The organism is Paenibacillus sp. FW507-14B1B, assembly GCF_058781425.1.
This window is the reverse complement of record NZ_JBYSWS010000008.1, coordinates 25,951-50,118: the sequence shown is the minus strand read 5'-3', so window position 1 is coordinate 50,118 and position 24,168 is coordinate 25,951. Positions and strand designations below refer to the sequence as shown.

The following is a 24,168-nucleotide window of genomic DNA, read 5'->3' as shown; positions in this document are numbered from 1 at the left end:
CCTTTCACTCCCTTCAGTTTTGCCTTAACAGCTTCACTTTAAGACTCATGGGGTAAGTAAGGACAAACAGGTTAGCAAGCCTCCCGGGCTGCCCCGAGAACCGCTACCTTATTTCTTCTTACCGGCCTTACCTTCCTTACGGATAATGCGTTCACCTTCGTACTTAATACCTTTACCTTTATACGGCTCAGGCTCACGTACGGAACGGATTTTAGCAGCGTATGCACCTACGCGCTCTTTATCGATTCCTCTTACAGTGATCTTCGTGTTGGAAGGTACTTCAAACTCGATTCCTGGCTCAGGAGTAATTTCAACTGGGTGGGAGTAACCCACGTTCAGAACGATTTTATCTCCGGATTTACTTGCACGGTATCCGACACCAACCAGTTCAAGGTTTTTCGCGAATCCTTCAGTCACGCCGCTTACCATGTTCGAGACAACGCTGCGGGTCGTGCCGTGAAGAGAACGATGAGTTTTGTTGTCGGAAGGCCGAACAACAGTGATTTCGTTGTTTTCTACTGTAATCTGCATGTCTTTATGCAGTTCACGAGTCAAGGTACCTTTAGGTCCTTTTACCGTGATAACAGTGTTATCCAGTGTGACATCCACACCGCTTGGGATAGCAATTGGTTTACGACCAATACGGGACATTCATTGCACCTCCTATCTTGTGACGTTTATTACCATACGTAGCAGAGAACTTCTCCGCCGGCTTTGGCTTGACGAGCTTCTTTGTCGGTCATAACTCCCTTAGATGTGGAGATAATCGCGATACCCAGTCCGCCGAGAACACGAGGTACTTCATTACTCTTCGTGTACACGCGTAGACCTGGTTTACTAATTCTTTTCAGACCTGTAATGACGCGTTCGTTGTTGGAACCATATTTCAAGAAAACACGAATGATTCCTTGTTTGTTATCTTCCACAAATTCCGCATCACGGATGAAACCTTCACGCTTCAAGATATCAGCGATTTGTTTCTTAATCGTCGAAGCAGGCATTTCTACTGTCTCGTGACGCACTGTGTTAGCGTTACGAATACGAGTAAGCATATCTGCAATTGGATCGGACATAGTCATGTGTGGTAAACCTCCTTCCCGGTTATAAACTTCTTACCAGCTTGCTTTTTTCACGCCAGGAATCTGGCCTTTATAAGCTAATTCACGGAAACAAATTCTGCAAATTTTAAACTTCTGCAGTACCGAATGTGGACGACCACAACGCTCGCAACGGGTATATGCCCGTACCTTAAACTTAGGTGTGCGTTGTTGTTTAACTTTCATCGAAGTTTTTGCCACTTAGCCTGACACCTCCTAAATAGTTTCGGAGAAACCGTCTTATTTCGCGAAAGGCATACCCAATTGAGTAAGCAATTCACGGGACTCTTCGTCAGTTTTAGCCGTTGTAACGATAACGATATCCATACCACGAACTTTATCTACTTGATCGTACTCAATCTCAGGGAAAATGAGTTGCTCTTTCAAACCGAGGGTATAGTTACCACGTCCGTCGAAAGCTTTTGTAGATACGCCATGGAAGTCGCGTACGCGTGGAAGCGTAACGTTGAACAACTTATCGAGGAAGTAATACATACGCTCACCGCGCAGTGTTACCTTAACGCCGATTGGCATATTCTCACGTAGTTTGAATCCGGCGATGGATTTCTTCGCACGGGTGATAACTGGTTTTTGACCAGCGATCAATTGCATGTCGCTCACAGCGGAATCAAGTACTTTTGAGTTAGCTACTGCGTCACCTACACCCATGTTGATGACAACTTTCTCAATTTTAGGAACTTGCATAACCGTCTTATAGTTGAACTTCTGCATCAAGGCAGGAGTGACTTCGTTAAGAAAACGTTCTTTCATTCTGATTGCCATGATTCAAGGACCTCCTTTCTACACTTCTTATTAATCGATTGATTCTCCGGATTTCTTAGCGATACGGACTTTCTTACCGTTGTCCAGCACTTTGTAACCGATACGGGTTACATTTCCGCTCTTAGGATCAACGTGCATCACGTTCGAAACATGAATCGGAGCTTCTTGCTCGATGATACCGCCTTGCGGGTTTTGTTGGTTAGGCTTCTGATGCTTCTTGATCATGTTTACACCTTCCACCAAAACGCGGTTCTCACGAGGATATGCTGCGATGACACGGCCTTTTTTGCCTTTGTCTTTACCGCTGATCACAATAACTGTATCGTCTTTTTTAACGTGCAGTTTATTGTTGTGGGATTCCAGAACTTTTTTCACTCTAGGCATTCGTTACACCTCCTGGGGCTTGACTGGGCAAGCATAACTTATCTCAATCATACCGATTAGATTACTTCCGGAGCCAAGGAAACGATTTTCATGAAGTCTCTCTCGCGAAGTTCGCGAGCAACTGGTCCGAAAATACGAGTTCCACGTGGGCTTCTGTCTTCTTTAACAACTACCGCTGCGTTTTCGTCAAATGCAATGTAAGATCCGTCTTTACGACGAACGGAACGCTTCGTACGAACGACAACCGCTTTAACTACATCACCTTTTTTGACAACGCCGCCTGGTGTTGCTTGTTTGACGGAGCATACGATCAAATCACCGATCTGTGCTGTACGGCGACCTGTACCACCCAATACGCGGATACACATCAGTTCCTTCGCACCGGAGTTGTCGGCAACAGCCAAACGAGTAAATGGTTGAATCATTGAAATTTCCTCCTTTCGGGAAAACTGATTACATCTTTAGATGATTACCGCTTTCTCTACAACTTCAACCAGTCTCCAGCGTTTGTCTTTGGAGAGCGGACGAGTTTCCATGATTTTAACGGTATCTCCGATTTGAGCCGTGTTGTTCTCATCATGCGCTTTAAATTTTTTCGTGTACTTAATGCGCTTGTGATACAAGTTATGCTTCTTATAGGTTTCAACAGCTACAACGATGGTTTTATCCATTTTGTCGCTGACAACTTTACCAATTTGCACTTTACGAGCATTGCGTTCTTCGCTCATTGTGTTGGCCTCCTTCCTGAATTCAGACGGCAACGTCTGCTTCATTAACTAATCCCAAGTTCTCTTTCACGGATAACGGTTTTAGCACGAGCTATTTCTTTGCGCACGTCACGAATCCGGGTCGGATTATCAAGCTGGCCTGTAGCCAATTGAAAACGGAGATTAAAGAGTTCTTCTTTAAATCCGGCGATTTTTTGCTCGATTTCTGCAGTGGTTAAGTTGCGCAGTTCATTAGCTTTCATTTGCTTCACCACCCACTTCTTCACGTTTCACAAACTTCGTTTTAACAGGCAGCTTGTGAGCGGCGAGACGCATCGCTTCGCGGGCGATTTCCTCAGACACGCCTCCAAGTTCAAACATAATCTTGCCTGGTTTTACAACTGCAACCCACTTCTCGACATTACCTTTACCACTACCCATACGCACTTCGAGAGGCTTTTGAGTAATCGGCTTGTCTGGGAAGATTTTGATCCAAACTTTACCACCACGACGGATATAACGAGTCATCGCGATACGCGCAGCTTCGATCTGACGGTTCGTGATCCAACCTGGTTCCATTGCTTGCAGGCCGAATTCGCCGAAGTTCAGTTCAGTACCGCCTTTTGCCCGACCTTTCATATGGCCGCGCTGTTGTTTGCGGTGTTTTACACGTTTTGGTACCAACATGATTAGTTGCCTCCTTCCTGAGCAGCTTGTTTCTTAGCCGTAGGAAGAACCTCTCCACGATAGATCCATACTTTCACGCCGATACGGCCGTAAGTCGTATGCGCTTCTGCTGTACCATAGTCGATGTCTGCACGAAGCGTATGAAGTGGAACAGTTCCTTCGCTGTAGCCTTCCGTACGAGCGATCTCAGCACCGCCAAGACGTCCGCTAACGGATGTTTTGATCCCTTTCGCTCCAGAGCGCATAGTTCTTTGAATTGCTTGTTTCAAAGCACGACGGAAAGAAACACGACGTTCCAATTGTTGTGCAATGCTTTCAGCTACAAGAATAGCGTCCAACTCAGGGTTCTTAATTTCAGAGATGTTGATGTGAACCTTCTTGCCGCCTGCGATTTTAGTCACTTGACCACGCAGTACTTCAACTTCCGAACCACCTTTACCGATAACCATACCTGGTTTCGCAGTGTGGATCGTCACGTTCACACGATTAGCCGCTCTCTCGATTTCAATACGGGATACAGCGGAGTCTTTCAATTTATTTTTCAGGTATTCACGGATTTTAACGTCTTCCAGCAAAAGATCACCGAAATCTTTGCCTGCATACCATTTGGATTCCCAGTCACGGATAATACCGATACGGAGTCCTATTGGATTTACCTTTTGGCCCACACGTTTTCCCTCCTTATTTTTCAGCTACCACCAAAGTAATGTGGCTGGTGCGTTTGTTAATCCGGCTTGCACGTCCCATCGCACGAGGGCGGAAACGTTTCATCGTCGGACCTTGGTTGACGTAAACTTGGCTCACGACCAATTTACTAACATCCATAGAGTAGTTATGCTCAGCATTTGCGATTGCTGAGTTCAGCAGCTTCTCAACAACTGGAGATGCAGCTTTCGGAGTGTGACGAAGAATCGCGATCGCTTCACCAACTTGCTTACCGCGGATCAAGTCAACTACCAGTTGAGCTTTACGAGGAGCAATCCGAATCGATCTTGCATGTGCTTTTGCTTCCATTGTTTAACCTCCTCTCAAACAAAGAGCTGTATTAATTAACGTCTTGTTTTCTTGTCGTCTTCGTGACCTTTGTAAGTACGCGTTGGCGCGAATTCGCCCAACTTGTGACCCACCATGTCTTCCGTTACATATACAGGCACGTGCTTACGGCCATCGTATACGCCGAATGTGTGACCGATAAATTGCGGGAAAATCGTGGAACGACGGGACCAAGTTTTGATCACAGCTTTTTTGCTGGATTCGTTCATGTCCTCCACTTTTTTAAGCAGATATCCATCGATAAAAGGTCCTTTTTTCAAACTACGGCTCATATTGTAATCCTCCCTTCACCAAATTGTCTCGTATCTCGCAACCTCACACGAAGTTATGCACAGTGTGTATTACTTCGTGCGACGGCGAACGATATATTTGTCAGAAGCTTTTCCTTTTTTACGAGTCTTAGCACCAAGGGTTGGTTTACCCCAAGGAGACATAGGTGATTTACGTCCGATAGGAGCGCGACCTTCACCACCACCGTGAGGGTGATCGTTAGGGTTCATTACCACACCACGTACTTCAGGACGTTTGCCGAGCCAACGGTTACGACCAGCTTTACCGATCTTGATAAGCTCATGGTCTCCGTTACCTACAGAACCGATAGTAGCACGGCAAGTTTTCAGAATGTGACGAACTTCACCAGAAGACAAACGTACTGTTACATACTTTTCTTCCTTACCGAGAAGTTGCGCTTCTGTACCAGCAGCACGTACCAATTGGCCACCTTTACCTGGTTGCAATTCAATGTTGTGGATAACTGTACCTACTGGAATGTTCTCCAAAGGAAGAGCATTACCAATTTTAATGTCAGAACCTACACCAGAAACAACTTGGTCTCCAACTTTCAGTCCTTTAGGTGCGATAATATAACGCTTCTCGCCATCCGCATAGTGGATCAGAGCGATGTTAGAAGTACGGTTCGGGTCATACTCGATCGTAGCAACGCGACCTGGAATGCCATCTTTCGTACGTTTGAAGTCGATAATACGGTATTTACGCTTGTGTCCGCCGCCATGGTGACGAACCGTAATTTTACCTTGGTTGTTACGTCCAGCTGTTTTGCTCAGCGGCGCAAGCAACGATTTCTCCGGCTGGTTCGTGGTGATTTCTTCGAAAGTCGACACGGACATGTTACGTCGAGCCGGGGATGTCGGTTTATACTTTTTAATAGGCACTGAATTTTCCCTCCTTACTCAGAAATTTCTTATTCAACCGATTCAAAGAACTCAAGCGGTTTGCTGTCAGCTGTCAAAGTTACGATAGCTTTCTTCCATTCTGTAGTGTAACCAGAGTGGCGGCCGTAACGTTTCGGCTTCGCAGGAACACGCATTGTATTCACGTTCGATACTTTAACTTTAAAAATGGATTCAACCGCTTGTTTAATCTCGGTTTTGTTAGCACGAATGTCTACTTCGAAAGCATATTTCAGTTCCGCCATGTAGTCAGCCGTACGTTCCGTGATCACTGGGCGCTTGATTATATCGCGAGGATCCTTCATTACGCGAGCACCTCCTCTACCTTCTGAACTGCTTCCTTCGTAATGATCAGTTGATCGTACGTCAGTACGTCAAGAACATTAATGCCGTCTGCCGCTACGAATTTCACTCCAGGAATATTACGAGCGGAAAGGGCTACATTATCATCATAGCTAGGAGCAACGATCAGAGCTTTGCGTCCAACTTTAAGGTTACTCAAGATGTTAGCGAACTCTTTCGTTTTCGGAGCATTTAGCGTCAATTGATCCAATACGATAATCGCATTATCAATCACTTTGGAAGACAAAGCGGATTTGATCGCCAAACGACGAACTTTCTTAGGCAGTTTGATGGAGTAGCTACGTGGAGTTGGTCCAAATACTACGCCGCCGCCTTTCCATTGTGGTGAACGGATCGAACCTTGACGGGCACGACCTGTACCTTTTTGTTTCCAAGGCTTACGTCCGCCGCCGCGTACTTCAGAACGTCCTTTGACTTTATGAGTACCACGACGCAGAGAAGCGCGTTGTAACAATACTGCGCTATGCAGAACATGCTCATTCGGCTCGATGCCAAATACCGCATCGTTCAATTCAACTTCGCCAACTTGGCTACCGTCGATATTTAAAAGTGCTACTTTAGGCATTGATTGTTCCTCCTTTCTTTAGGTGATTATTTTTTCACCGTTTCTTTAATTTGCACTAGGCCTTTTTTAGGTCCAGGAATAGATCCTTTTACAAGCAACACGTTGCGTTCAACGTCCACTTTAACGATCTCAAGCTTCTGGATTGTAACCGTCTTGTGACCCATGTGACCCGGCAGACGCTTTCCTTTAGGAACGCGGTTAGCTTGGATCGAACCCATGGAACCCGGACGACGGTGGTAACGAGAACCGTGAGACATTGGTCCGCGGCTTTGTCCCCAACGCTTGATTACGCCCTGGAATCCTTTACCTTTAGAAATACCAGTTACGTCAACATATTCGCCTTCAGCGAAGATATCAGCCTTCACTTCTTGTCCAACCTCGACACTCGCGAGGTCAACACCGCGAATTTCTCGAACGTAGCGCTTAGGTGCAGTGTTTGCTTTTTTCGCATGTCCTGCTTCTGGCTTAGTAGCGTTCTTTTCTTTCTTGTCAGAGAAACCGATTTGTACAGCTTCGTAACCATCGTTCTCTAGATCTTTCTTTTGCAAAACAACACAAGGACCTGCTTCGATAACCGTTACAGGAATCACATCACCTTCAGCGGTAAATACTTGAGTCATTCCGAGCTTTCTCCCTAAGATACCTTTCATGTTGACACCTCTTTTCTCTTCAATAATTCGTTATTTCTAATCTTACAATTTAATTTCGATATCTACACCGGACGGCAGGTCCAAGCGCATCAAGGCATCCACAGTCTGTGGAGTCGGGTTAACGATGTCGATCAAGCGTTTATGTGTACGCATTTCGAACTGCTCCCGAGAATCCTTATACTTGTGTACCGCACGGAGAACTGTAATGATTTGCTTTTCAGTTGGCAGCGGGATCGGACCGGATACACCAGCACCCGAACGTTTTGCTGTTTCAACAATTTTCTCAGCGGATTGATCAAGAATTCTGTGGTCGTATGCTTTCAAGCGAATACGAATTTTTTGCTTTGCCATTTTATTCCCTCCTTCTATCGCCCAATTTGGTATCGGACATACTCCGTGAAAATTTTCTGGACACCTGCCTCATGGCAAAGGGGCCGGGTGTGTCAGTAACCTCTCACATCATCGCAACGTCGCAGAACAACATTCATTATTATATAGAAAAGATAGGCGCATTGCAAGCATTTAATCATAAAACATATTTTCACAAATTTTTGAAGATCAAAAATCGGTCTATTCATACATGAATGCACTTTAAGAACAGTTTTATATTACATCTTTTCAGTTACAGATTTAAAATTATCCGCGGATGCTGCCGCCTCTGATGTGGCTTCACCAATTGCTTCAATATTCATGGTAAGGTTCCGCATTTCTTTTTCAGCATTTATCATCTCATCGGTGCTAACCTTTACGGACTGTAAAATGTCTGCAAACAATGCACTTGTCTCTGCTGATTGCTCACGCCCTTGATGTGCTAGAGATTGTACATGCTTGATAGATTCTACAACTCTTGAAGTAAGTTCTCTTGACCTGCTAACAAAATCAGAAATTCGGACTACCGTATTTCGAGTATCCTCAGATAGTCGACTCACCTCTGTTGCAACTACAGCAAATCCTCTTCCATGCTCACCTGCACGTGCAGCTTCTATAGTAGCATTCAAAGATAACAGCTTAATCTGGGATGCAATTTCCTGAACACTTTCTACAATAATACTAATATGTTGAGAAGAATCATTCAACTCTTGCACAGCAATCTGCATTTCAGTAGTACTTTCATCTATTTGATTAATACGTGTGGCAAGATCAGTCATTCCTTCTTCACCAGCTTTAGCAAAACTCATAGATCCCAGTGCAGTTTTAGTAGTTCGCTCAAACATATGACCAACTTCTCCACCGCTACTTATCAGTTTTTCCACCGCATCATTTATATTCATATTTAAATCAGCTAATTCTTCTACGAATAATGAAATATTATGTTTCAATTCGTTCTTAACGATCTCATATTGTTGCTGCTTTTCTTTCATATTTTCCTTTTCATAAGCATCCAAAACCAGTTGTTGTTCCAAACTCAGTAACTTTGTTACTGTTCTAACAACCATGAGACGTTCTTCTTCTTGATCAGTTTCATGATAAATTACTCTCACGAACTCATTTTGGAGGTTTTGAAATGCAGATAAATACCATTTGGGTTCAAGTCCTACAGATTTGTGGACCTGAGCAATTCTTAACCTCTTGGATACATACGCTTCATTAATCTCACCATTAAATATTTCGAGTAAATGATCTCTGAGTGTTCGCTTCAAACGTTCTATCGTACTATGCTGTACAATTAACTCTCTCAACTTATCCACATCGACCACAGATTGATAAAACGCTTCTGTTATCGAATCCATATTCGCTTCCATCCGAGGACGTATTTTTCGTAAAAGAAACAGATCTGCTTCAGTCAGACCAATCATTCTCATTTGTTCATTTAATTCATTTACGTTCTCCAGTTGAATATACTGTTTGTCTAACCCTGAGTTCATCACATTCGCAATTGTGGAAGACGAGTCTGTTTCCTTAACAGCCGAGTCTCCTGTTTTCTTTAAGAATGAAAAAGGACATTTCATCGTCTCTTGTCTCTCCCTAAGTGACTATGTGCCACCTTCTAATGTTATACAAAGTATATACATGATTGTACTAACTAAAAAAAGGAAAGTAAAGTATTCATCATAGTTCCGTCATTTTTTTGTGTCTAACTTACGTCCATATATATAAATAAAAAAAGACAAAGCCCGATCCAATGGGATCGGGCTTTGTCAACATTTACAGCACATTGTTGCTCGTTACAGTACATTGTTGCTATATTCGAGGCTTAGTTAGCCTTAAATTACTTAATGATTGTTGCTACGGAACCAGCACCTACTGTACGGCCACCTTCACGAATAGAGAACTTAGTTCCTTCTTCGATCGCGATAGGGGAAATCAGGCTAACAGTAACAGTGATGTTATCACCAGGCATAACCATTTCAGAACCTTCTGGAAGGTTGATTACACCAGTTACGTCCGTAGTACGGAAGTAGAACTGTGGACGGTAGCCAGTGAAGAATGGCTTATGACGTCCGCCTTCTTCTTTGCTCAGTACGTATACTTGAGCAGTAAATTCTGTGTGAGGTTTAACAGAACCTGGCTTGGACAATACTTGTCCACGCTCGATTTGTGTACGGTCTACACCACGAAGCAATGCTCCGATGTTGTCACCAGCTTGAGCGGAATCCAGCAATTTACGGAACATTTCCACGCCCGTAACAACGGATTTCTTAGTTTCTTCAGCGATACCAACGATTTCGATTTCTTCACCAACTTTGATAGTACCACGCTCTACACGACCTGTAGCAACAGTACCACGACCAGTGATGGAGAATACGTCCTCAACAGGCATCAAGAAAGGCTTGTCAGTGTCGCGCTCTGGCAATGGGATGTACTCGTCGATAGTTTTGAACATTTCAACGATTTTTTGTGCCCATTCGCCATCTGGGTTTTGTAGAGCTTCACGAGCGGAACCACGAGTGATCGGAGTGTCATCGCCTGGGAAGTCATACTCGCTCAGAAGGTCACGAACTTCCATTTCAACCAATTCCAAGAGCTCTTCGTCTTCAACCATGTCGCATTTGTTCAAGAATACAACGATGTAAGGAACACCTACTTGACGGGACAACAGGATGTGCTCACGAGTTTGCGGCATTGGGCCGTCAGCTGCGGATACAACCAAGATTGCGCCGTCCATTTGAGCAGCACCAGTGATCATGTTTTTAACATAGTCAGCGTGACCTGGGCAGTCAACGTGAGCATAGTGACGAGCGTCAGTTTCGTACTCTACGTGGGAAGTAGAGATTGTGATACCGCGTTCGCGCTCTTCTGGAGCTTTATCGATTTGGTCGAAAGACATTGCTGCACCACCATAAGTTTTGGACAATACACTTGTGATTGCTGCAGTCAAAGTAGTTTTACCATGGTCAACGTGACCGATAGTACCGATGTTAACGTGTGGTTTCGTACGTTCGTATTTAGCCTTTGCCATTTGAACAATTCCTCCTTAAGGGGATATATATGTTTAGGCCAGACTGTGGTGATCGGGACTTTCATCCCGCCACAAGCCCAGCAGGTAAAATGTTATTACTCTCCGCCTTTAACCTTAGACACGATTTCTTCGGAGATGTTCTTAGGAACTTCTTCATAGTGGGAGAGTTCCATGGAGAACACACCGCGTCCTTGTGTACCGGAGCGAAGTGTAGTAGAGTAACCGAACATTTCGGAAAGAGGCACTTTGGAACGGATAATTTGAGTACCACCACGGGAGTCCATACCTTCGATACGTCCACGACGGGAGTTCAACATACCCATTACGTCACCCATGTATTCCTCAGGGACAGTAACTTCTACTTTCATGATTGGCTCAAGCAGGACAGGCTTACATTTCTCCTTAGCTGCTTTAAGAGCCATCGAACCAGCGATTTTAAACGCCATTTCGTTGGAATCGACATCATGGTATGAACCGTCGACGATTGTAGCTTTAACGTCAACAAGCGGGAAGCCGGCAAGAACACCGTTCTTCATTTGCTCTTCAATACCTTGTTGAGCCGGTCCAATGTATTCTCTAGGTACGGAACCACCGACAACCTTGCTCTCGAATTGGTTACCGCTACCTGCTTCCAATGGTTCGAACTCAACCCATACGTGACCGTATTGACCACGACCACCGGATTGACGAACGAATTTACCCTCAACGCGAGCTGCAGTACGGAAAGTTTCACGGTATGCTACCTGTGGTTTACCCACATTGGTTTCAACCTTAAACTCACGACGCATACGGTCGATGATAACGTCCAAGTGAAGCTCACCCATACCTGCCAAGATCGTTTGGCCAGTTTCCTCGTCAGTATGCGCACGAAGAGTTGGATCCTCTTCTGTCAACTTACCGAGAGCCACACCCATTTTATCTTGGTCAGCTTTGGTTTTTGGTTCAACTGCGATTTCGATAACCGGATCAGGGAAGTTCATGGACTCGAGAATAACTGGATGCTTCTCATCACATAGTGTATCACCTGTACCCGTATCTTTCAAACCAACAGCTGCTGCGATATCACCTGCGAAAACTTCAGTGATTTCTTGACGGCTGTTCGCGTGCATCTGAAGGATACGTCCGATACGTTCGCGTTTGTTTTTCGTTGCATTTAGCACGTATGAACCCGATTGAAGAACACCGGAGTACACACGGAAGAACGTAAGTTTACCAACATAAGGGTCTGTCATGATTTTGAATGCAAGAGCTGAAAACGGCTCTTCATCAGAAGAGTGACGTTCAACTTCTGTACCATCTTCCAAGTGACCTTGAATGCTTGGTACGTCTGTTGGTGCTGGCAAGAAATCGATAACAGCGTCCAACATAAGTTGAACCCCTTTGTTACGATAAGAAGATCCGCAAATAACTGGGAAGATCTTAACTTCGATAACACCTTTACGAAGTGCTGATTTGATCTCATCAACTGTGATCTCTTCACCTTCAAGATATTTCATTGTTAATTCTTCGTCAAGTTCTGCTACCTTCTCGATCAACTCATTGCGAAGTTCTTCAACTTGATCTTTGTATTCTGCTGGAATTTCGGTTTCTTCGATATTTTGTCCAAGGTCATCCTTGTACATATATGCTTTCTCAGCAATAATATCGATGATTCCAAGGAAGTCTGCTTCAGCACCAATTGGAAGCTGAATAGCTACCGCATTAGCTTGCAAGCGCTCCTTCATGTCTTTAACAACATTCAGGTAATCAGCACCGATAATGTCCATTTTATTTACGTATGCGATACGAGGTACACCGTAACGGTCTGCTTGTCTCCAAACAGTTTCCGATTGAGGCTCAACGCCCTCTTTCGCACTAAATACACCTACTGCCCCATCCAATACACGAAGGGAACGTTCAACTTCTACTGTGAAGTCAACGTGCCCCGGGGTGTCGATAATATTAACGCGATGACCCTTCCAAGAAGCGGTAGTCGCAGCGGATGTAATCGTAATCCCGCGCTCCTGTTCTTGTTCCATCCAGTCCATAGTAGCAGAACCCTCATGGGTTTCACCAATCTTATGAGTACGGCCTGTGTAGAACAAAATCCGCTCTGTAGTGGTCGTTTTACCAGCGTCAATATGCGCCATGATCCCGATATTACGTGTATTTTTCAAGGAGAACTCTCTTGTCGCCATGCGAATAGTCTCCCTTCAAAATAAAATATATTAGTTGCTGAATCCTACCAACGGTAGTGAGCAAACGCTTTGTTCGCTTCAGCCATTTTGTGAGTGTCTTCACGTTTCTTAACGGAAGCGCCTGTGTTGTTGGAAGCATCGATAATCTCAGCCGCCAAACGCTCTTCCATAGTCTTCTCACCGCGGTTACGGGAGTAGTTTACGAGCCAACGTAATCCTAGGGATGTACGTCTCTCTGGTTTTACTTCGATTGGCACTTGGTAGTTTGCACCGCCGACACGACGAGCTTTAACTTCCAGAACCGGCATGATGTTCTTGATGGCTGCTTCAAATACTTCCATTGGGTCATTGCCCGTACGTTCTTGGATAATTTTGAATGCGTTATAGAGAATGCTTTGAGCAACACCTCTCTTACCATCCAGCATGATGCGGTTGATCAGACGTGTAACGAGCTTGCTGTTATACACCGGATCCGGCAGCACGTCTCTTTTAGTAACTGGACCTTTGCGTGGCATGGATATCCCCCTTTCTTCAATCATGTTGTTTCAACATGTACTATAAAATTAGCTCTTCACTTTTGGACGCTTAGCGCCGTATTTAGAACGAGCTTGCATACGATTGTTCACACCAGCGGTATCAAGTGCACCACGAACGATGTGATAACGTACTCCCGCAAGGTCTTTTACTTTACCACCACGGATCAAAACAACACTGTGCTCTTGCAAGTTATGTCCGATACCTGGGATATAAGCTGTAACCTCGATGCGGTTTGTCAAACGAACACGAGCGTATTTACGAAGCGCTGAGTTCGGTTTACGTGGAGTCATTGTACCTACACGAGTACACACACCGCGTTTTTGCGGAGCACTGAGGTTAGTATCCTCACGTTTCAAAGCGTTGAATCCTTTTTGCAGTGCCGGTGACTTCGATTTGTAAACTTTAGCTTGACGGCCCTTACGAACCAGTTGGTTAATTGTTGGCATGCTGCCACCCCCTTCCTATATTTCTCATCCTCTTATGAACTTTTTAAGTCCACAGACCCAGGCGGTTCATAAAAAGACAAATGAAAAGTCTTTGCCGAGAGAAGAAGCCTCCTCCAACAAAAACAGTTCGTACTCACTGTTTTAAGACTGCTACCATTGCTGCACCGACTTCGATGCCGCAGGCCTCTCCGAGTGTCCTCATTGTAGGCACATACGTAATATCTACACCGTGCTTAGCGCACAGGGTTACGATTCTGGAAGTCAAACGCTGGTCGCAATCTTCAGCTACATAAACCTCAGTAGCCTGACCGATTTCAACGGCCTTCATTGTTTGTTTGGTGCCAATCTTAACATGAGCATCCTGTAATCCTTTATCATTAGACATTGGAAATTCCTCCAAAAGAACAGGGATAAAGCTACTACTCACGCACCTTTGCTATATTAGCATCTGCATTAAATGATGTCAAGCAATTTATCAAGGTAGAAAAAGAATATTGGGAGAGAGTTAGTTCAGCAATCACCGTGCTAACTCTCTAATTCCCTATCATTCTTTATTATTCTACGTTAGCTGTTTCCAGTTCCTTGTTCTCGCCATTTACATCATCTTGACCCTCGAACTTCACACTACGGTAACGGTTCATACCCGTACCTGCAGGGATCAGTTTACCGATAATTACATTCTCTTTCAGACCAAGCAACTGATCGACTTTACCTTTAATAGCGGCGTCAGTCAGTACGCGTGTTGTCTCCTGGAAGGAGGCAGCCGATAGGAATGAATCAGTCTCAAGGGATGCTTTTGTAATACCGAGCAGAACCGGCTTAGCGACCGCTGGTTCTTTTCCTGAGAGAATTGCCTCTTTGTTAGCCGTTTCGTATTCGTGAATATCCACGAAGGAACCTGGCAACAGATTGGTATCTCCAGCATCGACGATGCGGATTTTGCGAAGCATCTGACGAATCATAACTTCGACGTGTTTATCATTGATTTCTACACCTTGGTTACGGTATACACGCTGAACTTCCTGAAGGATATAGTTCTGCACGCCACGGATACCCTTGATGCGAAGCATTTCTTTAGGGTCGATCGAACCGTCAGTCAATTCATCCCCGGCTTCGATGTGCTTGCCTTCGCTTACGCGCAGACGGGAGCCATACGTAACGGCATACGTTTTCGTTTCCGCTTCACCTTGGATTTCAATTTCACGACGATCTTTCGTTTCGCGAATCTCTTTAACAACTCCGTCAATCTCACTGATCGTTGCTTGACCTTTAGGATTACGGGCTTCAAAGAGTTCCTGAATACGCGGCAAACCTTGGGTGATGTCATCACCCGCAACGCCCCCGGTATGGAACGTACGCATGGTGAGCTGTGTTCCCGGTTCACCGATCGATTGAGCAGCGATAATACCAACCGCTTCACCGATTTCGACAAACTTACCTGTTGCCAGGTTACGTCCGTAACACTTCTTGCAGACACCATAACGTGCGCGGCAGCTAAGAATGGAACGAATCTGCAGTTTCTCGATACCAGCTTTAACGATTTCGTCAGCTTTATCTGAATCGATCAATTCGTTACGGTTAACGATAATCTCTTTAGTCTCCGGATGACGGACTGTTTCAAATGCATAACGTCCTTCAATACGGTCATAAAGATCCTCGATAACTTCCTTACCATCTTGAATCCGGCTAACAGTGAAGCCCTTATCTGTACTACACTCATCTTCGCGTACGATGACATCCTGTGCTACGTCAACCAGACGACGTGTCAAGTAACCGGAGTCAGCGGTACGAAGAGCTGTATCAGCAAGACCTTTACGAGCACCGTGCGTGGATAGGAAGTACTCGAGTACTGTCAGACCTTCACGGAAGTTCGATTTAATAGGCATCTCGATAATTCGACCAGACGGGTTGGCCATCAGACCACGCATACCGCCAAGCTGAGTAATCTGAGATTTGTTACCCCGCGCTTTGGAGTCTACCATGAGCATGATGGAGTTAAAACGATCCATCGACTTCATAAGCACATCAGTAAGATCATCTTTCGCTTTGGACCAAATGTCAATTACGCGGTCATAGCGTTCTTCATTCGTAATCAATCCACGACGATATTGGTTCATTACGACGCTAACTTTCTCATCGGACTCTTTAAGGATTCCAGCCTTTTCAGGCGGAACGATAACGTCAGATACCGCAACTGTTACACCAGCACGTGTGGAGTATGTGAAGCCAAGCTGCTTGATTTTATCCAGAATAACTGAAGTTTCTGTTGTGTGATACGTTTCAAAGCAGCGTGCAATAATTTGACCCAAGTATTCTTTACCGACAGCGCCGCTGATTGGAAGACTTTGAATAACTTCTTGGATATTAGCACCCTTTTCATAAACGAAGTATTTCTCCGGCGTACCTTGGAATAGGTTTACACGTGTTGCTTCGTTAATGTATGGGAAGGTGGCAGGGAAAATCTCGTTGAAGATGATCCGTCCAATAGTCGTTACCAGCATCGCTTTTTGTTGCTGTTCGTTAAAGACCGTTTTACCAAGAGCTTTAACTGGAATCGCAACACGAGCATGCAAACCTGCAGCTCCACGTTGGTATGCAGACACAGCTTCGTTAACACTACCCAGAATCATACCTGTTCCCTTTTCTTCCTTGTTATCCATAGTCAGATAGAAGGAACCGAGAACCATATCCTGTGATGGTGTTACGACAGGCTTACCGTCTTTAGGGTTCAAGATGTTTCCAGATGCAAGCATCAAGAGACGTGCTTCTGCTTGAGCCTCAGCGGACAACGGTACGTGAACGGCCATTTGGTCACCGTCAAAGTCAGCGTTGTAAGCTGTACATACGAGTGGGTGCAAACGGATCGCGTGACCTTCTACCAGAATCGGTTCAAATGCTTGAATACCAAGTCTGTGGAGGGTAGGGGCACGGTTCAGAAGGACCGGATGCTCTTTAATTACTTCTTCAAGTACATCCCATACTTCTGGACTTACGCGTTCCACTTTACGTTTTGCGCTCTTGATATTATGAGCTAGGCCTTTATTGACCAGTTCTTTCATAACAAAAGGCTTAAACAATTCCAGTGCCATTTTCTTAGGCAAACCGCACTGATACATTTTCAAATATGGACCTACAACGATAACGGAACGACCAGAATAGTCAACACGTTTACCGAGCAAGTTCTGACGGAAACGTCCTTGTTTACCTTTCAGCATGTGGCTGAGGGACTTCAAAGGACGATTACCAGGTCCTGTTACAGGGCGTCCACGACGTCCATTATCGATCAAAGCATCTACGGCTTCTTGAAGCATCCGCTTTTCGTTCTGAACAATAATATCTGGCGCACCGAGATCAAGCAGTCTTTTCAGACGGTTGTTCCGGTTAATTACACGACGGTACAAATCGTTCAAGTCGGATGTAGCAAAACGTCCACCATCCAATTGAACCATTGGACGAAGTTCTGGAGGTATAACAGGCAAAACATCCATAACCATCCACTCTGGTTTGTTACCAGAGTTACGGAATGCCTCGATAACCTCTAGACGCTTAATTGCACGATTACGGCGTTGTCCTTGAGCTGTACGCAGTTCTTCTTTCAAGAAATCAAGTTCTTTCTCGACGTCAAGATCTTGAAGAAGCTTCTTCACAGCTTCAGCACCCATACCTGCTTGGAATCCGTATCCGTACTTTTCACGGTAGCTACGATATTCCTTCTCAGACAAAAGCTGTTTCTTCTCAAGTGGCGTATCGCCTGGATCCGTCACGACATAAGATGCAAAATAGATGATCTCTTCAAGAGATCTTGGTGACATATCCAAAGCCAGACCCATACGGCTTGGGATACCTTTGAAATACCAGATATGGGATACAGGAGCAGCTAGTTCAATGTGGCCCATACGTTCACGACGTACTTTAGCGCGTGTAACTTCAACGCCGCAGCGATCGCAGACTACGCCTTTATAACGAACACGCTTGTATTTACCACAATGGCATTCCCAGTCTTTTTGCGGTCCAAAGATACGTTCGCAGAAAAGACCTTCCTTCTCAGGCTTCAATGTACGGTAGTTAATCGTTTCCGGCTTCTTAACTTCTCCACGAGACCAAGAACGAATCTTCTCTGGGGAAGCGAGACCGATTTTCATATACTCAAAATTGTTAACGTCCAACAAGGAGCAACCCTCCTCAACCTAGTCCTAATTATGTGCTTCCGATCATAACACCACCGCCGGCTGTTAACCGGCGGGGTGATTATTGACCGTTATTCCACTCCGACTTCAGTGCCTTCCAAGTTAAGGCTCAATTTATCGCCTGCCGCATCATCTTCATCATCGAGTTCTTTCATCTCGATTTCCTCTTCGTTCTCGCTAAGGATCTTAACGTCCATACCGAGTGATTGGAGTTCTTTAATCAATACTTTGAATGATTCTGGTACACCTGGTTCCGGAACATTCTCGCCTTTAACAATGGATTCGTAGGTTTTCACCCGGCCGACCACGTCATCAGACTTAACCGTAAGGATTTCTTGCAATGTATATGCAGCGCCGTATGCTTCAAGCGCCCATACTTCCATCTCACCGAAACGTTGTCCACCGAACTGTGCTTTACCACCGAGCGGTTGTTGTGTAACGAGAGAGTATGGTCCAGTGGAACGAGCATGGATTTTATCGTCAACCATGTGCGCGAGCTTGATCATGTGCATGACACCAACGGTAACCTCACGTTCAAAACGCTCACCCGTACGGCCGTCATACAGAACAGTCTTACCATTGCGCTGCATGCCTGCTTCTTCCATTGTGTCAAACACGTCATACTCACTTGCACCATCAAATACTGGCGTAGCCACATGGATACCGAGCTGCAAAGCAGCCATACCCAAGTGAACTTCCAGAACCTGACCAATGTTCATCCGTGAAGGTACGCCGAGCGGGTTAAGAACAACCTGCACCGGAGTGCCATCTGGCAAGAACGGCATATCTTCTTCAGGCAAAATACGGGCAACGACACCTTTGTTACCGTGACGTCCTGCCATTTTGTCACCTTCAGAGATTTTACGTTTCTGAGCGATGTACACACGAACCAATTGGTTAACGCCCGGTGGCAATTCGTCACCGTTCTCACGTGTAAACACCTTCACATCAACGATGATACCGTCACTACCGTGAGGAACACGCAGGGATGTATCACGTACTTCACGAGCTTTTTCACCAAAGATTGCGTGCAAGAGACGCTCTTCCGCTGTCAGCTCAGTCACACCCTTAGGCGTTACTTTACCAACAAGGATATCTCCAGCACTGATCTCAGCACCGATGCGGATAATACCGCGCTCATCAAGATTCTTAAGCGCTTCTTCACCGACATTCGGAATATCACGAGTGATTTCCTCAGGTCCGAGCTTTGTATCACGCGCTTCAGATTCGTACTCCTCGATATGAATCGAAGTGTACACATCTTCTTTAACAAGCTTCTCAGAAAGTAGAATCGCATCCTCGTAGTTATAACCTTCCCAAGTCATGAAAGCCACGACTACGTTGCGTCCAAGCGCCAACTCGCCCATCTCTGTGGAAGGACCATCCGCAAGGATGTCACCTTTTTTAATAACATCACCACGTTGAACGATTGGACGTTGGTTAATACAGGTACCTTGGTTCGAACGCATAAATTTGTGTAATTTATGTTTAACGAGATCGCCTTTAACTTCTTGTCCATCCACAGTTTCAATGCGGCGAACCCAGATCTCATTAGCAGTCGAACGCTCAATAATTCCGTCATGTTTGGACACAATACATACACCTGAGTCCTTAGCGGATTTATGCTCCATCCCTGTTCCTACAAGTGGAGCCTTAGGAATAAGAAGCGGAACCGCCTGACGTTGCATGTTAGATCCCATGAGAGCACGGTTAGAGTCATCGTTCTCAAGGAACGGAATCAGAGCCGTTGCTACGGATACTACCTGCTTAGGAGATACGTCCATGTAGTCCACGCGATCTTTAGGCATTGGCAAAATGTTATCAGCTTGTTTGTTATAACGTACGATTACCATATCGTCCGCAAACTTGCTGTCTTCTGTCAAACTCGCGTTCGCCTGAGCTACAACATAGTTATCTTCTTCATCAGCAGTCAGATAATCAATCTGCTCTGTAACTTGACCTGTCTTCGGATCAACCCAGCGATAAGGCGCTTCGATAAAGCCGTATTCGTTAATACGAGCAAATGTCGACAAGGAGTTAATCAAACCGATATTCGGTCCCTCTGGCGTCTCAATCGGACACATACGGCCATAGTGACTGTGGTGAACGTCTCGAACTTCAAAGCCCGCGCGTTCACGCGTCAAACCACCAGGTCCGAGTGCAGAAAGACGACGTTTATGCGTCAATTCAGCAAGCGGGTTCGTTTGATCCATAAACTGCGACAACTGAGAGCTACCAAAGAACTCTTTTATTGATGCAATTACCGGACGAATATTGATCAGAGCCTGCGGAGTAATTACACTCGCATCCTGAATGGACATTCTTTCCCGAACAACACGTTCCATACGGGACAAACCAATACGGAATTGGTTCTGCAGAAGTTCACCCACGGAACGCAGACGACGGTTACCCAAATGGTCAATATCATCTGTGTTACCGATGCCGTGAAGCAAATCAATGAAATAGCTGATAGACGAAATAATGTCTGCCTGCGTAATATGTTTCACTGACTTATCGATATTGCCGTTAGCGATAATCTTAACGACTTTACCATCTTCAATCGGAGAGAACACATCGATCGTTTGTAGTGTGATATCCTCACCATCTTGAACGCCGCCAGCAACATGATAAGTCTTGTAGCCAACACTCTTCTCAAGGTAAGGCATAATTTCGTCCAAAAGACGACGATCCACTGTTTGACCAGCTTCTGCAATGATCTCACCAGTCTCCACATCAATAAGACTCTCAGCCAAGCGTTGGTTGAAGAGACGGTTCTTAATGTGAAGTTTCTTGTTGATCTTATAGCGACCTACATTCGCCAGATCATAACGCTTCGGATCGAAGAAACGAGCAACCAAGAGGCTCTTCGCATTATCCAAAGTTGGTGGCTCGCCCGGACGAAGGCGTTCGTAAATCTCAATTAGAGCCTTCTCAGTCGAGTCAGTGTTGTCTTTGTCCAGGGTGTTACGAATATATTCGTCATCGCCCAGCAACTCCAAGATTTCTGCATCCGTACCAAAACCAAGCGCACGCAGCAGTACGGTTACAGGTATTTTACGTGTCCGATCGATCCGCACATATACAATATCCTTAGCATCCGTCTCCAGCTCCAGCCATGCGCCGCGATTCGGGATAACCGTCGCAGTGTATGTTTTCTTGCCGTTTTTATCAACTTTAGTGCTGAAATAGACGCTGGGAGAGCGAACCAACTGGCTGACAATGACCCGTTCGGCACCATTAATGATAAATGTTCCGGTTTCCGTCATTAACGGAAAGTCTCCCATGAACACTTCTTGCTCCTTGACTTCTCCAGTCTCTTTGTTAATGAGCCGGACTTTTACACGGAGCGGCGCCGCATAAGTTACGTCGCGTTCTTTCGCGTCATCGACGGTGTATTTCGGTTCTCCAAGGCTGTAGTCGATAAACTCCAGCACCAAGTTACCTGTGAAATCTTGGATCGGCGAGATGTCTTGGAACATTTCGCGGAGTCCTTCCTCCAAAAACCACTCATAAGATTTTTGTTGGATTTCAATCAGGTTCGGAACTTCGAGTACCTCATTAATACGTGCATAACTTCGCCGAGTGCGTCGACCATATTGAACAAGATGTCCTGCCAACTTAAACTCACCCCTCATGTCTACTCACTTTTAAAAATTCATTGCGAACCTCTGTTTGTAACACTATAATGGAACGTACAGAGGAAACTCCCATAAATAGAGAAAAGCCCTTATCGAATATCTTTCGAAAAAAGAGCAGCTTATCCATGGTTATGATAATCCTCTCATATCCAGTAGATTTGCCCAAAATGTACATATTATACGTCAATATGACTGACTTTATGCAATGATGCCCACATTAAGTCTTGACATTTCAGCAAACTAAAGACAAGGAGACCATCCTAATACTGACATTTTATAATAATACCACAGCCAGAATTCCGAGTCAATAGCCTATTTGCTGATTCAAGAAGAAGTTTTTATCGCTTTAAATATACGATATCCCTTATCTTTCGTTACTTCCTCTACTCGAGAGAACAGGCTTTCCAGTTTGGCTTTGGCCGATGGGGAGCCTTGTTTTTTTTGAATAACAATCCATAGCTGACCCCGATCATTCAGATGCTCATAGGCTTGTTCAAAGATCTTGTGTACCGTTTCTTTCCCTGCCCGAATCGGTGGGTTGGTTATAACGATATCAAACATTTTGCCTTGCACACCTTCAAATAGATCACTTTGTAAAATAGTGACATTACTTATGCCATTTAACTTCGCATTTTCTTTAGCCAACTCTACCGCACGGCTGTTTATATCTATCATCGTTACATGGCCTTCCATTGCAAGTCTTGCAACCGAGAGCCCGATAGGGCCATAACCACAACCGACATCCAGCACAGCGGACTGACTTGGAATCTCCAGCGCTTCGATTAACACCTTACTTCCATAATCCACACCACTCTTGGAAAAAACACCTGCGTCACTAATGAACTTAAACTTGCTGCCACGCAGCACTGTTTCCAGCTCCCGCCTATCATGGCCAGTCACCGGTTGGTTAGAATAATAATGCTGATTCGGCATACCAACCTCCGTAATGCAAAAATCGAATGCCGCTTGTACGGCATCATGTAACTACTATCCTCTAACTCTAGTATAACCGCCTAATCGAAAAAACAGTCCATTACAATAACAAACCCCTTGAACAATTATTCAAGGGGTTTGTTTCATGCTGCAATTTAAGAAGGAATTACTTCACTTCTACGGATGCGCCTGCTTCTTCCAATTTAGCTTTAACAGCTTCAGCATCTTCTTTAGATACTTTTTCTTTCAATGGTTTTGGAGCGTTGTCAACGAGTTCTTTCGCTTCTTTCAAGCCAAGGCCTGTGATTTCACGAACAACTTTGATAACGTTGATTTTGGACGCGCCTGCACCATTCAGGATTACGTCGAATTCAGTTTGCTCAGCTTCAGCAGCTGCGCCAGCGCCTGCACCTGCAACAGCTACTGGAGCTGCAGCAGTTACGCCGAATTCTTCTTCGATTGCTTTAACGAGATCGTTCAGTTCCAGAACGGACATGCCTTTGATTGCTTCCAAGATTTGCTCTTTGCTCATTTGGGTTGAACCTCCATTTTATATTTAAGATTTTATTGTTTTATACTGCTTGGTGAATAAGGTGCTTACGCGCCTTGTTCTTCTTTCTCAGCAACAGCTTTAACTGCAAGCGCGAAGTTCCGCACTGGAGCTTGAAGCACGCTGAGGAGCATGGACAACAGACCATCGCGGGACGGAAGTTCCGCAAGCGCCTTGATTTCGTCCACTCCGATGACACGGCCTTCTACTACTGCGCCTTTCAATTCCAAAGCGTCATTCTTCTTAGCGAAATCGTTCAAGATTTTCGCAGGAGCAACAACATCCTCAGTACTGAAAGCTACAGCCGTTGGACCCGTCAACGCTTCATCCAACTCAGTCAGCTCTGCAGCTGCTGTCGCACGACGAAGCAGGGAGTTTTTCAATACTTGAAATTCGATGCCAGCTTCACGAAGCTGCTTACGCAGTTCTGTTACTTGAGCAACGTTCAATCCACGATAGTCAGCTACAACTACAGTTGCGCTTTCGCGAAACTTAGAAGTAATAACGTCAACCGCATCTTGTTTAGCTTGAATCACTTTTACGTTTGCCAATGTCTACACCTCCTGATTGTATGGTTAGCTGGGACCTGTAAGGCCACCATCCTACGGGCACTAAAAAAGCCTCCGTAGAATCACGAAGGCCTGATGAATCATCATTATGCCGGTTGCCCGATCATACTGCTGACGTTCTATCATAACACCTCGGTAGGAAATTAAGCCAGCTAACGGCACCTACTGTCTACGGTAAGCATATTCAACTTTAATGGTCAGTCACATGGACTCACAACTGTTACATAATATCAAACCAAGACAAGCAAGTCA

The 24,168-nt window shown here is 45.1% G+C and carries 28 protein-coding genes and 1 other annotated feature; all 28 genes read right to left on the bottom strand.

Going from position 1 to position 24,168, the window contains the following annotated elements:
* Window positions 1-108: 108 nt before the first annotated feature.
* Window positions 109-651 (bottom strand): 50S ribosomal protein L6, encoded by a 543-nt coding sequence (gene rplF, locus AC3WJJ_RS24580; RefSeq protein WP_422658449.1) that lies wholly within the window; start codon window positions 649-651, stop codon window positions 109-111.
* Between the two features lie 29 nt (window positions 652-680).
* On the bottom strand, window positions 681-1,079 hold the full coding sequence (gene rpsH / locus AC3WJJ_RS24575) for a 30S ribosomal protein S8 (protein WP_007132557.1): 399 nt from the start codon (window positions 1,077-1,079) through the stop codon (window positions 681-683).
* A gap of 33 nt (window positions 1,080-1,112) precedes the next feature.
* Window positions 1,113-1,298: a type Z 30S ribosomal protein S14 gene (locus AC3WJJ_RS24570; protein ID WP_013312154.1), complete on the bottom strand. Its 186-nt coding sequence runs from the start codon at window positions 1,296-1,298 to the stop codon at window positions 1,113-1,115.
* Between the two features lie 39 nt (window positions 1,299-1,337).
* Window positions 1,338-1,880 (bottom strand): 50S ribosomal protein L5, encoded by a 543-nt coding sequence (rplE, locus tag AC3WJJ_RS24565; RefSeq protein ID WP_422658450.1) that lies wholly within the window; start codon window positions 1,878-1,880, stop codon window positions 1,338-1,340.
* A gap of 30 nt (window positions 1,881-1,910) precedes the next feature.
* The gene (gene rplX / locus AC3WJJ_RS24560; RefSeq protein ID WP_492544671.1) at window positions 1,911-2,264 is read right to left on the bottom strand and encodes a 50S ribosomal protein L24; all 354 of its coding nucleotides are present in this window, start codon (window positions 2,262-2,264) and stop codon (window positions 1,911-1,913) included.
* Between the two features lie 56 nt (window positions 2,265-2,320).
* On the bottom strand, window positions 2,321-2,689 hold the full coding sequence (gene rplN, locus AC3WJJ_RS24555) for a 50S ribosomal protein L14 (protein ID WP_422658452.1): 369 nt from the start codon (window positions 2,687-2,689) through the stop codon (window positions 2,321-2,323).
* 36 nt (window positions 2,690-2,725) lie between these two features.
* Window positions 2,726-2,992: a 30S ribosomal protein S17 gene (gene rpsQ, locus AC3WJJ_RS24550; RefSeq protein WP_036589437.1), complete on the bottom strand. Its 267-nt coding sequence runs from the start codon at window positions 2,990-2,992 to the stop codon at window positions 2,726-2,728.
* A gap of 44 nt (window positions 2,993-3,036) precedes the next feature.
* On the bottom strand, window positions 3,037-3,234 hold the full coding sequence (gene rpmC / locus AC3WJJ_RS24545; protein WP_007132561.1) for a 50S ribosomal protein L29: 198 nt from the start codon (window positions 3,232-3,234) through the stop codon (window positions 3,037-3,039).
* Window positions 3,224-3,658, bottom strand: a complete 435-nt coding sequence (gene rplP / locus AC3WJJ_RS24540; RefSeq protein WP_379244024.1) for a 50S ribosomal protein L16 — start codon at window positions 3,656-3,658, stop codon at window positions 3,224-3,226. The genes rpmC and rplP overlap by 11 nt, the downstream gene beginning before the upstream one ends.
* 2 nt (window positions 3,659-3,660) lie before the next feature.
* The gene (gene rpsC, locus AC3WJJ_RS24535) at window positions 3,661-4,326 is read right to left on the bottom strand and encodes a 30S ribosomal protein S3 (RefSeq protein ID WP_422658453.1); all 666 of its coding nucleotides are present in this window, start codon (window positions 4,324-4,326) and stop codon (window positions 3,661-3,663) included.
* Window positions 4,327-4,339: 13 nt separating this feature from the next.
* On the bottom strand, window positions 4,340-4,672 hold the full coding sequence (gene rplV / locus AC3WJJ_RS24530) for a 50S ribosomal protein L22 (RefSeq protein ID WP_379244026.1): 333 nt from the start codon (window positions 4,670-4,672) through the stop codon (window positions 4,340-4,342).
* A 35-nt stretch (window positions 4,673-4,707) separates the two neighbouring features.
* Window positions 4,708-4,983, bottom strand: coding sequence for a 30S ribosomal protein S19 (gene rpsS, locus AC3WJJ_RS24525; protein WP_208917608.1), 276 nt, complete (start codon window positions 4,981-4,983; stop codon window positions 4,708-4,710).
* Between the two features lie 69 nt (window positions 4,984-5,052).
* Window positions 5,053-5,883: a 50S ribosomal protein L2 gene (rplB, locus tag AC3WJJ_RS24520; RefSeq protein ID WP_422658455.1), complete on the bottom strand. Its 831-nt coding sequence runs from the start codon at window positions 5,881-5,883 to the stop codon at window positions 5,053-5,055.
* Between the two features lie 29 nt (window positions 5,884-5,912).
* The gene (rplW, locus tag AC3WJJ_RS24515; protein WP_208917606.1) at window positions 5,913-6,206 is read right to left on the bottom strand and encodes a 50S ribosomal protein L23; all 294 of its coding nucleotides are present in this window, start codon (window positions 6,204-6,206) and stop codon (window positions 5,913-5,915) included.
* Window positions 6,206-6,829 (bottom strand): 50S ribosomal protein L4, encoded by a 624-nt coding sequence (rplD, locus tag AC3WJJ_RS24510; protein ID WP_379244034.1) that lies wholly within the window; start codon window positions 6,827-6,829, stop codon window positions 6,206-6,208. Before rplD ends, rplW begins: the two co-directional genes overlap by 1 nt.
* Before the next feature lie 26 nt (window positions 6,830-6,855).
* Complete coding sequence (gene rplC, locus AC3WJJ_RS24505) at window positions 6,856-7,479, bottom strand: 50S ribosomal protein L3 (RefSeq protein WP_492544666.1); 624 nt, start codon at window positions 7,477-7,479, stop codon at window positions 6,856-6,858.
* 42 nt (window positions 7,480-7,521) lie between these two features.
* Window positions 7,522-7,830: a 30S ribosomal protein S10 gene (gene rpsJ, locus AC3WJJ_RS24500; RefSeq protein ID WP_006037947.1), complete on the bottom strand. Its 309-nt coding sequence runs from the start codon at window positions 7,828-7,830 to the stop codon at window positions 7,522-7,524.
* 257 nt (window positions 7,831-8,087) lie between these two features.
* Complete coding sequence (locus tag AC3WJJ_RS24495) at window positions 8,088-9,428, bottom strand: protoglobin domain-containing protein (RefSeq protein WP_492544663.1); 1,341 nt, start codon at window positions 9,426-9,428, stop codon at window positions 8,088-8,090.
* A 260-nt stretch (window positions 9,429-9,688) separates the two neighbouring features.
* Entirely contained in the window at window positions 9,689-10,879 is a 1,191-nt protein-coding gene (gene tuf, locus AC3WJJ_RS24490; RefSeq protein WP_492544661.1) for an elongation factor Tu, read from the bottom strand.
* 95 nt (window positions 10,880-10,974) lie between these two features.
* Window positions 10,975-13,056, bottom strand: a complete 2,082-nt coding sequence (gene fusA, locus AC3WJJ_RS24485) for an elongation factor G (protein ID WP_492544659.1) — start codon at window positions 13,054-13,056, stop codon at window positions 10,975-10,977.
* A 44-nt stretch (window positions 13,057-13,100) separates the two neighbouring features.
* Complete coding sequence (gene rpsG / locus AC3WJJ_RS24480) at window positions 13,101-13,571, bottom strand: 30S ribosomal protein S7 (RefSeq protein ID WP_422658460.1); 471 nt, start codon at window positions 13,569-13,571, stop codon at window positions 13,101-13,103.
* A 48-nt stretch (window positions 13,572-13,619) separates the two neighbouring features.
* Complete coding sequence (rpsL, locus tag AC3WJJ_RS24475; RefSeq protein ID WP_422658461.1) at window positions 13,620-14,039, bottom strand: 30S ribosomal protein S12; 420 nt, start codon at window positions 14,037-14,039, stop codon at window positions 13,620-13,622.
* Window positions 14,040-14,172: 133 nt separating this feature from the next.
* On the bottom strand, window positions 14,173-14,424 hold the full coding sequence (locus AC3WJJ_RS24470; RefSeq protein WP_422658462.1) for a ribosomal L7Ae/L30e/S12e/Gadd45 family protein: 252 nt from the start codon (window positions 14,422-14,424) through the stop codon (window positions 14,173-14,175).
* A gap of 169 nt (window positions 14,425-14,593) precedes the next feature.
* A complete protein-coding gene (rpoC, locus tag AC3WJJ_RS24465; protein ID WP_492544656.1) occupies window positions 14,594-18,208 on the bottom strand; it encodes a DNA-directed RNA polymerase subunit beta' in 3,615 nt (1,204 codons plus the stop codon).
* An 89-nt stretch (window positions 18,209-18,297) separates the two neighbouring features.
* Window positions 18,298-21,843, bottom strand: coding sequence for a DNA-directed RNA polymerase subunit beta (gene rpoB / locus AC3WJJ_RS24460; protein WP_492544654.1), 3,546 nt, complete (start codon window positions 21,841-21,843; stop codon window positions 18,298-18,300).
* A 345-nt stretch (window positions 21,844-22,188) separates the two neighbouring features.
* A complete protein-coding gene (locus AC3WJJ_RS24455) occupies window positions 22,189-22,797 on the bottom strand; it encodes a class I SAM-dependent methyltransferase (RefSeq protein ID WP_492544652.1) in 609 nt (202 codons plus the stop codon).
* A 166-nt stretch (window positions 22,798-22,963) separates the two neighbouring features.
* A complete protein-coding gene (gene rplL, locus AC3WJJ_RS24450) occupies window positions 22,964-23,329 on the bottom strand; it encodes a 50S ribosomal protein L7/L12 (protein WP_422658466.1) in 366 nt (121 codons plus the stop codon).
* A gap of 65 nt (window positions 23,330-23,394) precedes the next feature.
* The gene (gene rplJ, locus AC3WJJ_RS24445) at window positions 23,395-23,898 is read right to left on the bottom strand and encodes a 50S ribosomal protein L10 (RefSeq protein ID WP_422658467.1); all 504 of its coding nucleotides are present in this window, start codon (window positions 23,896-23,898) and stop codon (window positions 23,395-23,397) included.
* Between the two features lie 53 nt (window positions 23,899-23,951).
* Window positions 23,952-24,109 (bottom strand) — a sequence feature (ribosomal protein L10 leader region).
* Window positions 24,110-24,168 lie beyond the last annotated feature (59 nt).

Coding starts and splice junctions, on each gene's coding strand:
- rplF (WP_422658449.1), bottom strand. CDS start 651: ATGTCCCGTATTGGTCGTAAACCAATTGCTATCCCAAGCGGTGTGGAT.
- rpsH (WP_007132557.1), bottom strand. CDS start 1,079: ATGACTATGTCCGATCCAATTGCAGATATGCTTACTCGTATTCGTAAC.
- rplE (WP_422658450.1), bottom strand. CDS start 1,880: ATGGCAATCAGAATGAAAGAACGTTTTCTTAACGAAGTCACTCCTGCC.
- rplX (WP_492544671.1), bottom strand. CDS start 2,264: ATGCCTAGAGTGAAAAAAGTTCTGGAATCCCACAACAATAAACTGCAC.
- rplN (WP_422658452.1), bottom strand. CDS start 2,689: ATGATTCAACCATTTACTCGTTTGGCTGTTGCCGACAACTCCGGTGCG.
- rpsQ (WP_036589437.1), bottom strand. CDS start 2,992: ATGAGCGAAGAACGCAATGCTCGTAAAGTGCAAATTGGTAAAGTTGTC.
- rpmC (WP_007132561.1), bottom strand. CDS start 3,234: ATGAAAGCTAATGAACTGCGCAACTTAACCACTGCAGAAATCGAGCAA.
- rplP (WP_379244024.1), bottom strand. CDS start 3,658: ATGTTGGTACCAAAACGTGTAAAACACCGCAAACAACAGCGCGGCCAT.
- rplV (WP_379244026.1), bottom strand. CDS start 4,672: ATGGAAGCAAAAGCACATGCAAGATCGATTCGGATTGCTCCTCGTAAA.
- rpsS (WP_208917608.1), bottom strand. CDS start 4,983: ATGAGCCGTAGTTTGAAAAAAGGACCTTTTATCGATGGATATCTGCTT.
- rplW (WP_208917606.1), bottom strand. CDS start 6,206: ATGAAGGATCCTCGCGATATAATCAAGCGCCCAGTGATCACGGAACGT.
- rplD (WP_379244034.1), bottom strand. CDS start 6,829: ATGCCTAAAGTAGCACTTTTAAATATCGACGGTAGCCAAGTTGGCGAA.
- rplC (WP_492544666.1), bottom strand. CDS start 7,479: ATGAAAGGTATCTTAGGGAGAAAGCTCGGAATGACTCAAGTATTTACC.
- rpsJ (WP_006037947.1), bottom strand. CDS start 7,830: ATGGCAAAGCAAAAAATTCGTATTCGCTTGAAAGCATACGACCACAGA.
- AC3WJJ_RS24495 (WP_492544663.1), bottom strand. CDS start 9,428: ATGAAATGTCCTTTTTCATTCTTAAAGAAAACAGGAGACTCGGCTGTT.
- tuf (WP_492544661.1), bottom strand. CDS start 10,879: ATGGCAAAGGCTAAATACGAACGTACGAAACCACACGTTAACATCGGT.
- fusA (WP_492544659.1), bottom strand. CDS start 13,056: ATGGCGACAAGAGAGTTCTCCTTGAAAAATACACGTAATATCGGGATC.
- rpsG (WP_422658460.1), bottom strand. CDS start 13,571: ATGCCACGCAAAGGTCCAGTTACTAAAAGAGACGTGCTGCCGGATCCG.
- rpsL (WP_422658461.1), bottom strand. CDS start 14,039: ATGCCAACAATTAACCAACTGGTTCGTAAGGGCCGTCAAGCTAAAGTT.
- AC3WJJ_RS24470 (WP_422658462.1), bottom strand. CDS start 14,424: ATGTCTAATGATAAAGGATTACAGGATGCTCATGTTAAGATTGGCACC.
- AC3WJJ_RS24455 (WP_492544652.1), bottom strand. CDS start 22,797: ATGCCGAATCAGCATTATTATTCTAACCAACCGGTGACTGGCCATGAT.
- rplL (WP_422658466.1), bottom strand. CDS start 23,329: ATGAGCAAAGAGCAAATCTTGGAAGCAATCAAAGGCATGTCCGTTCTG.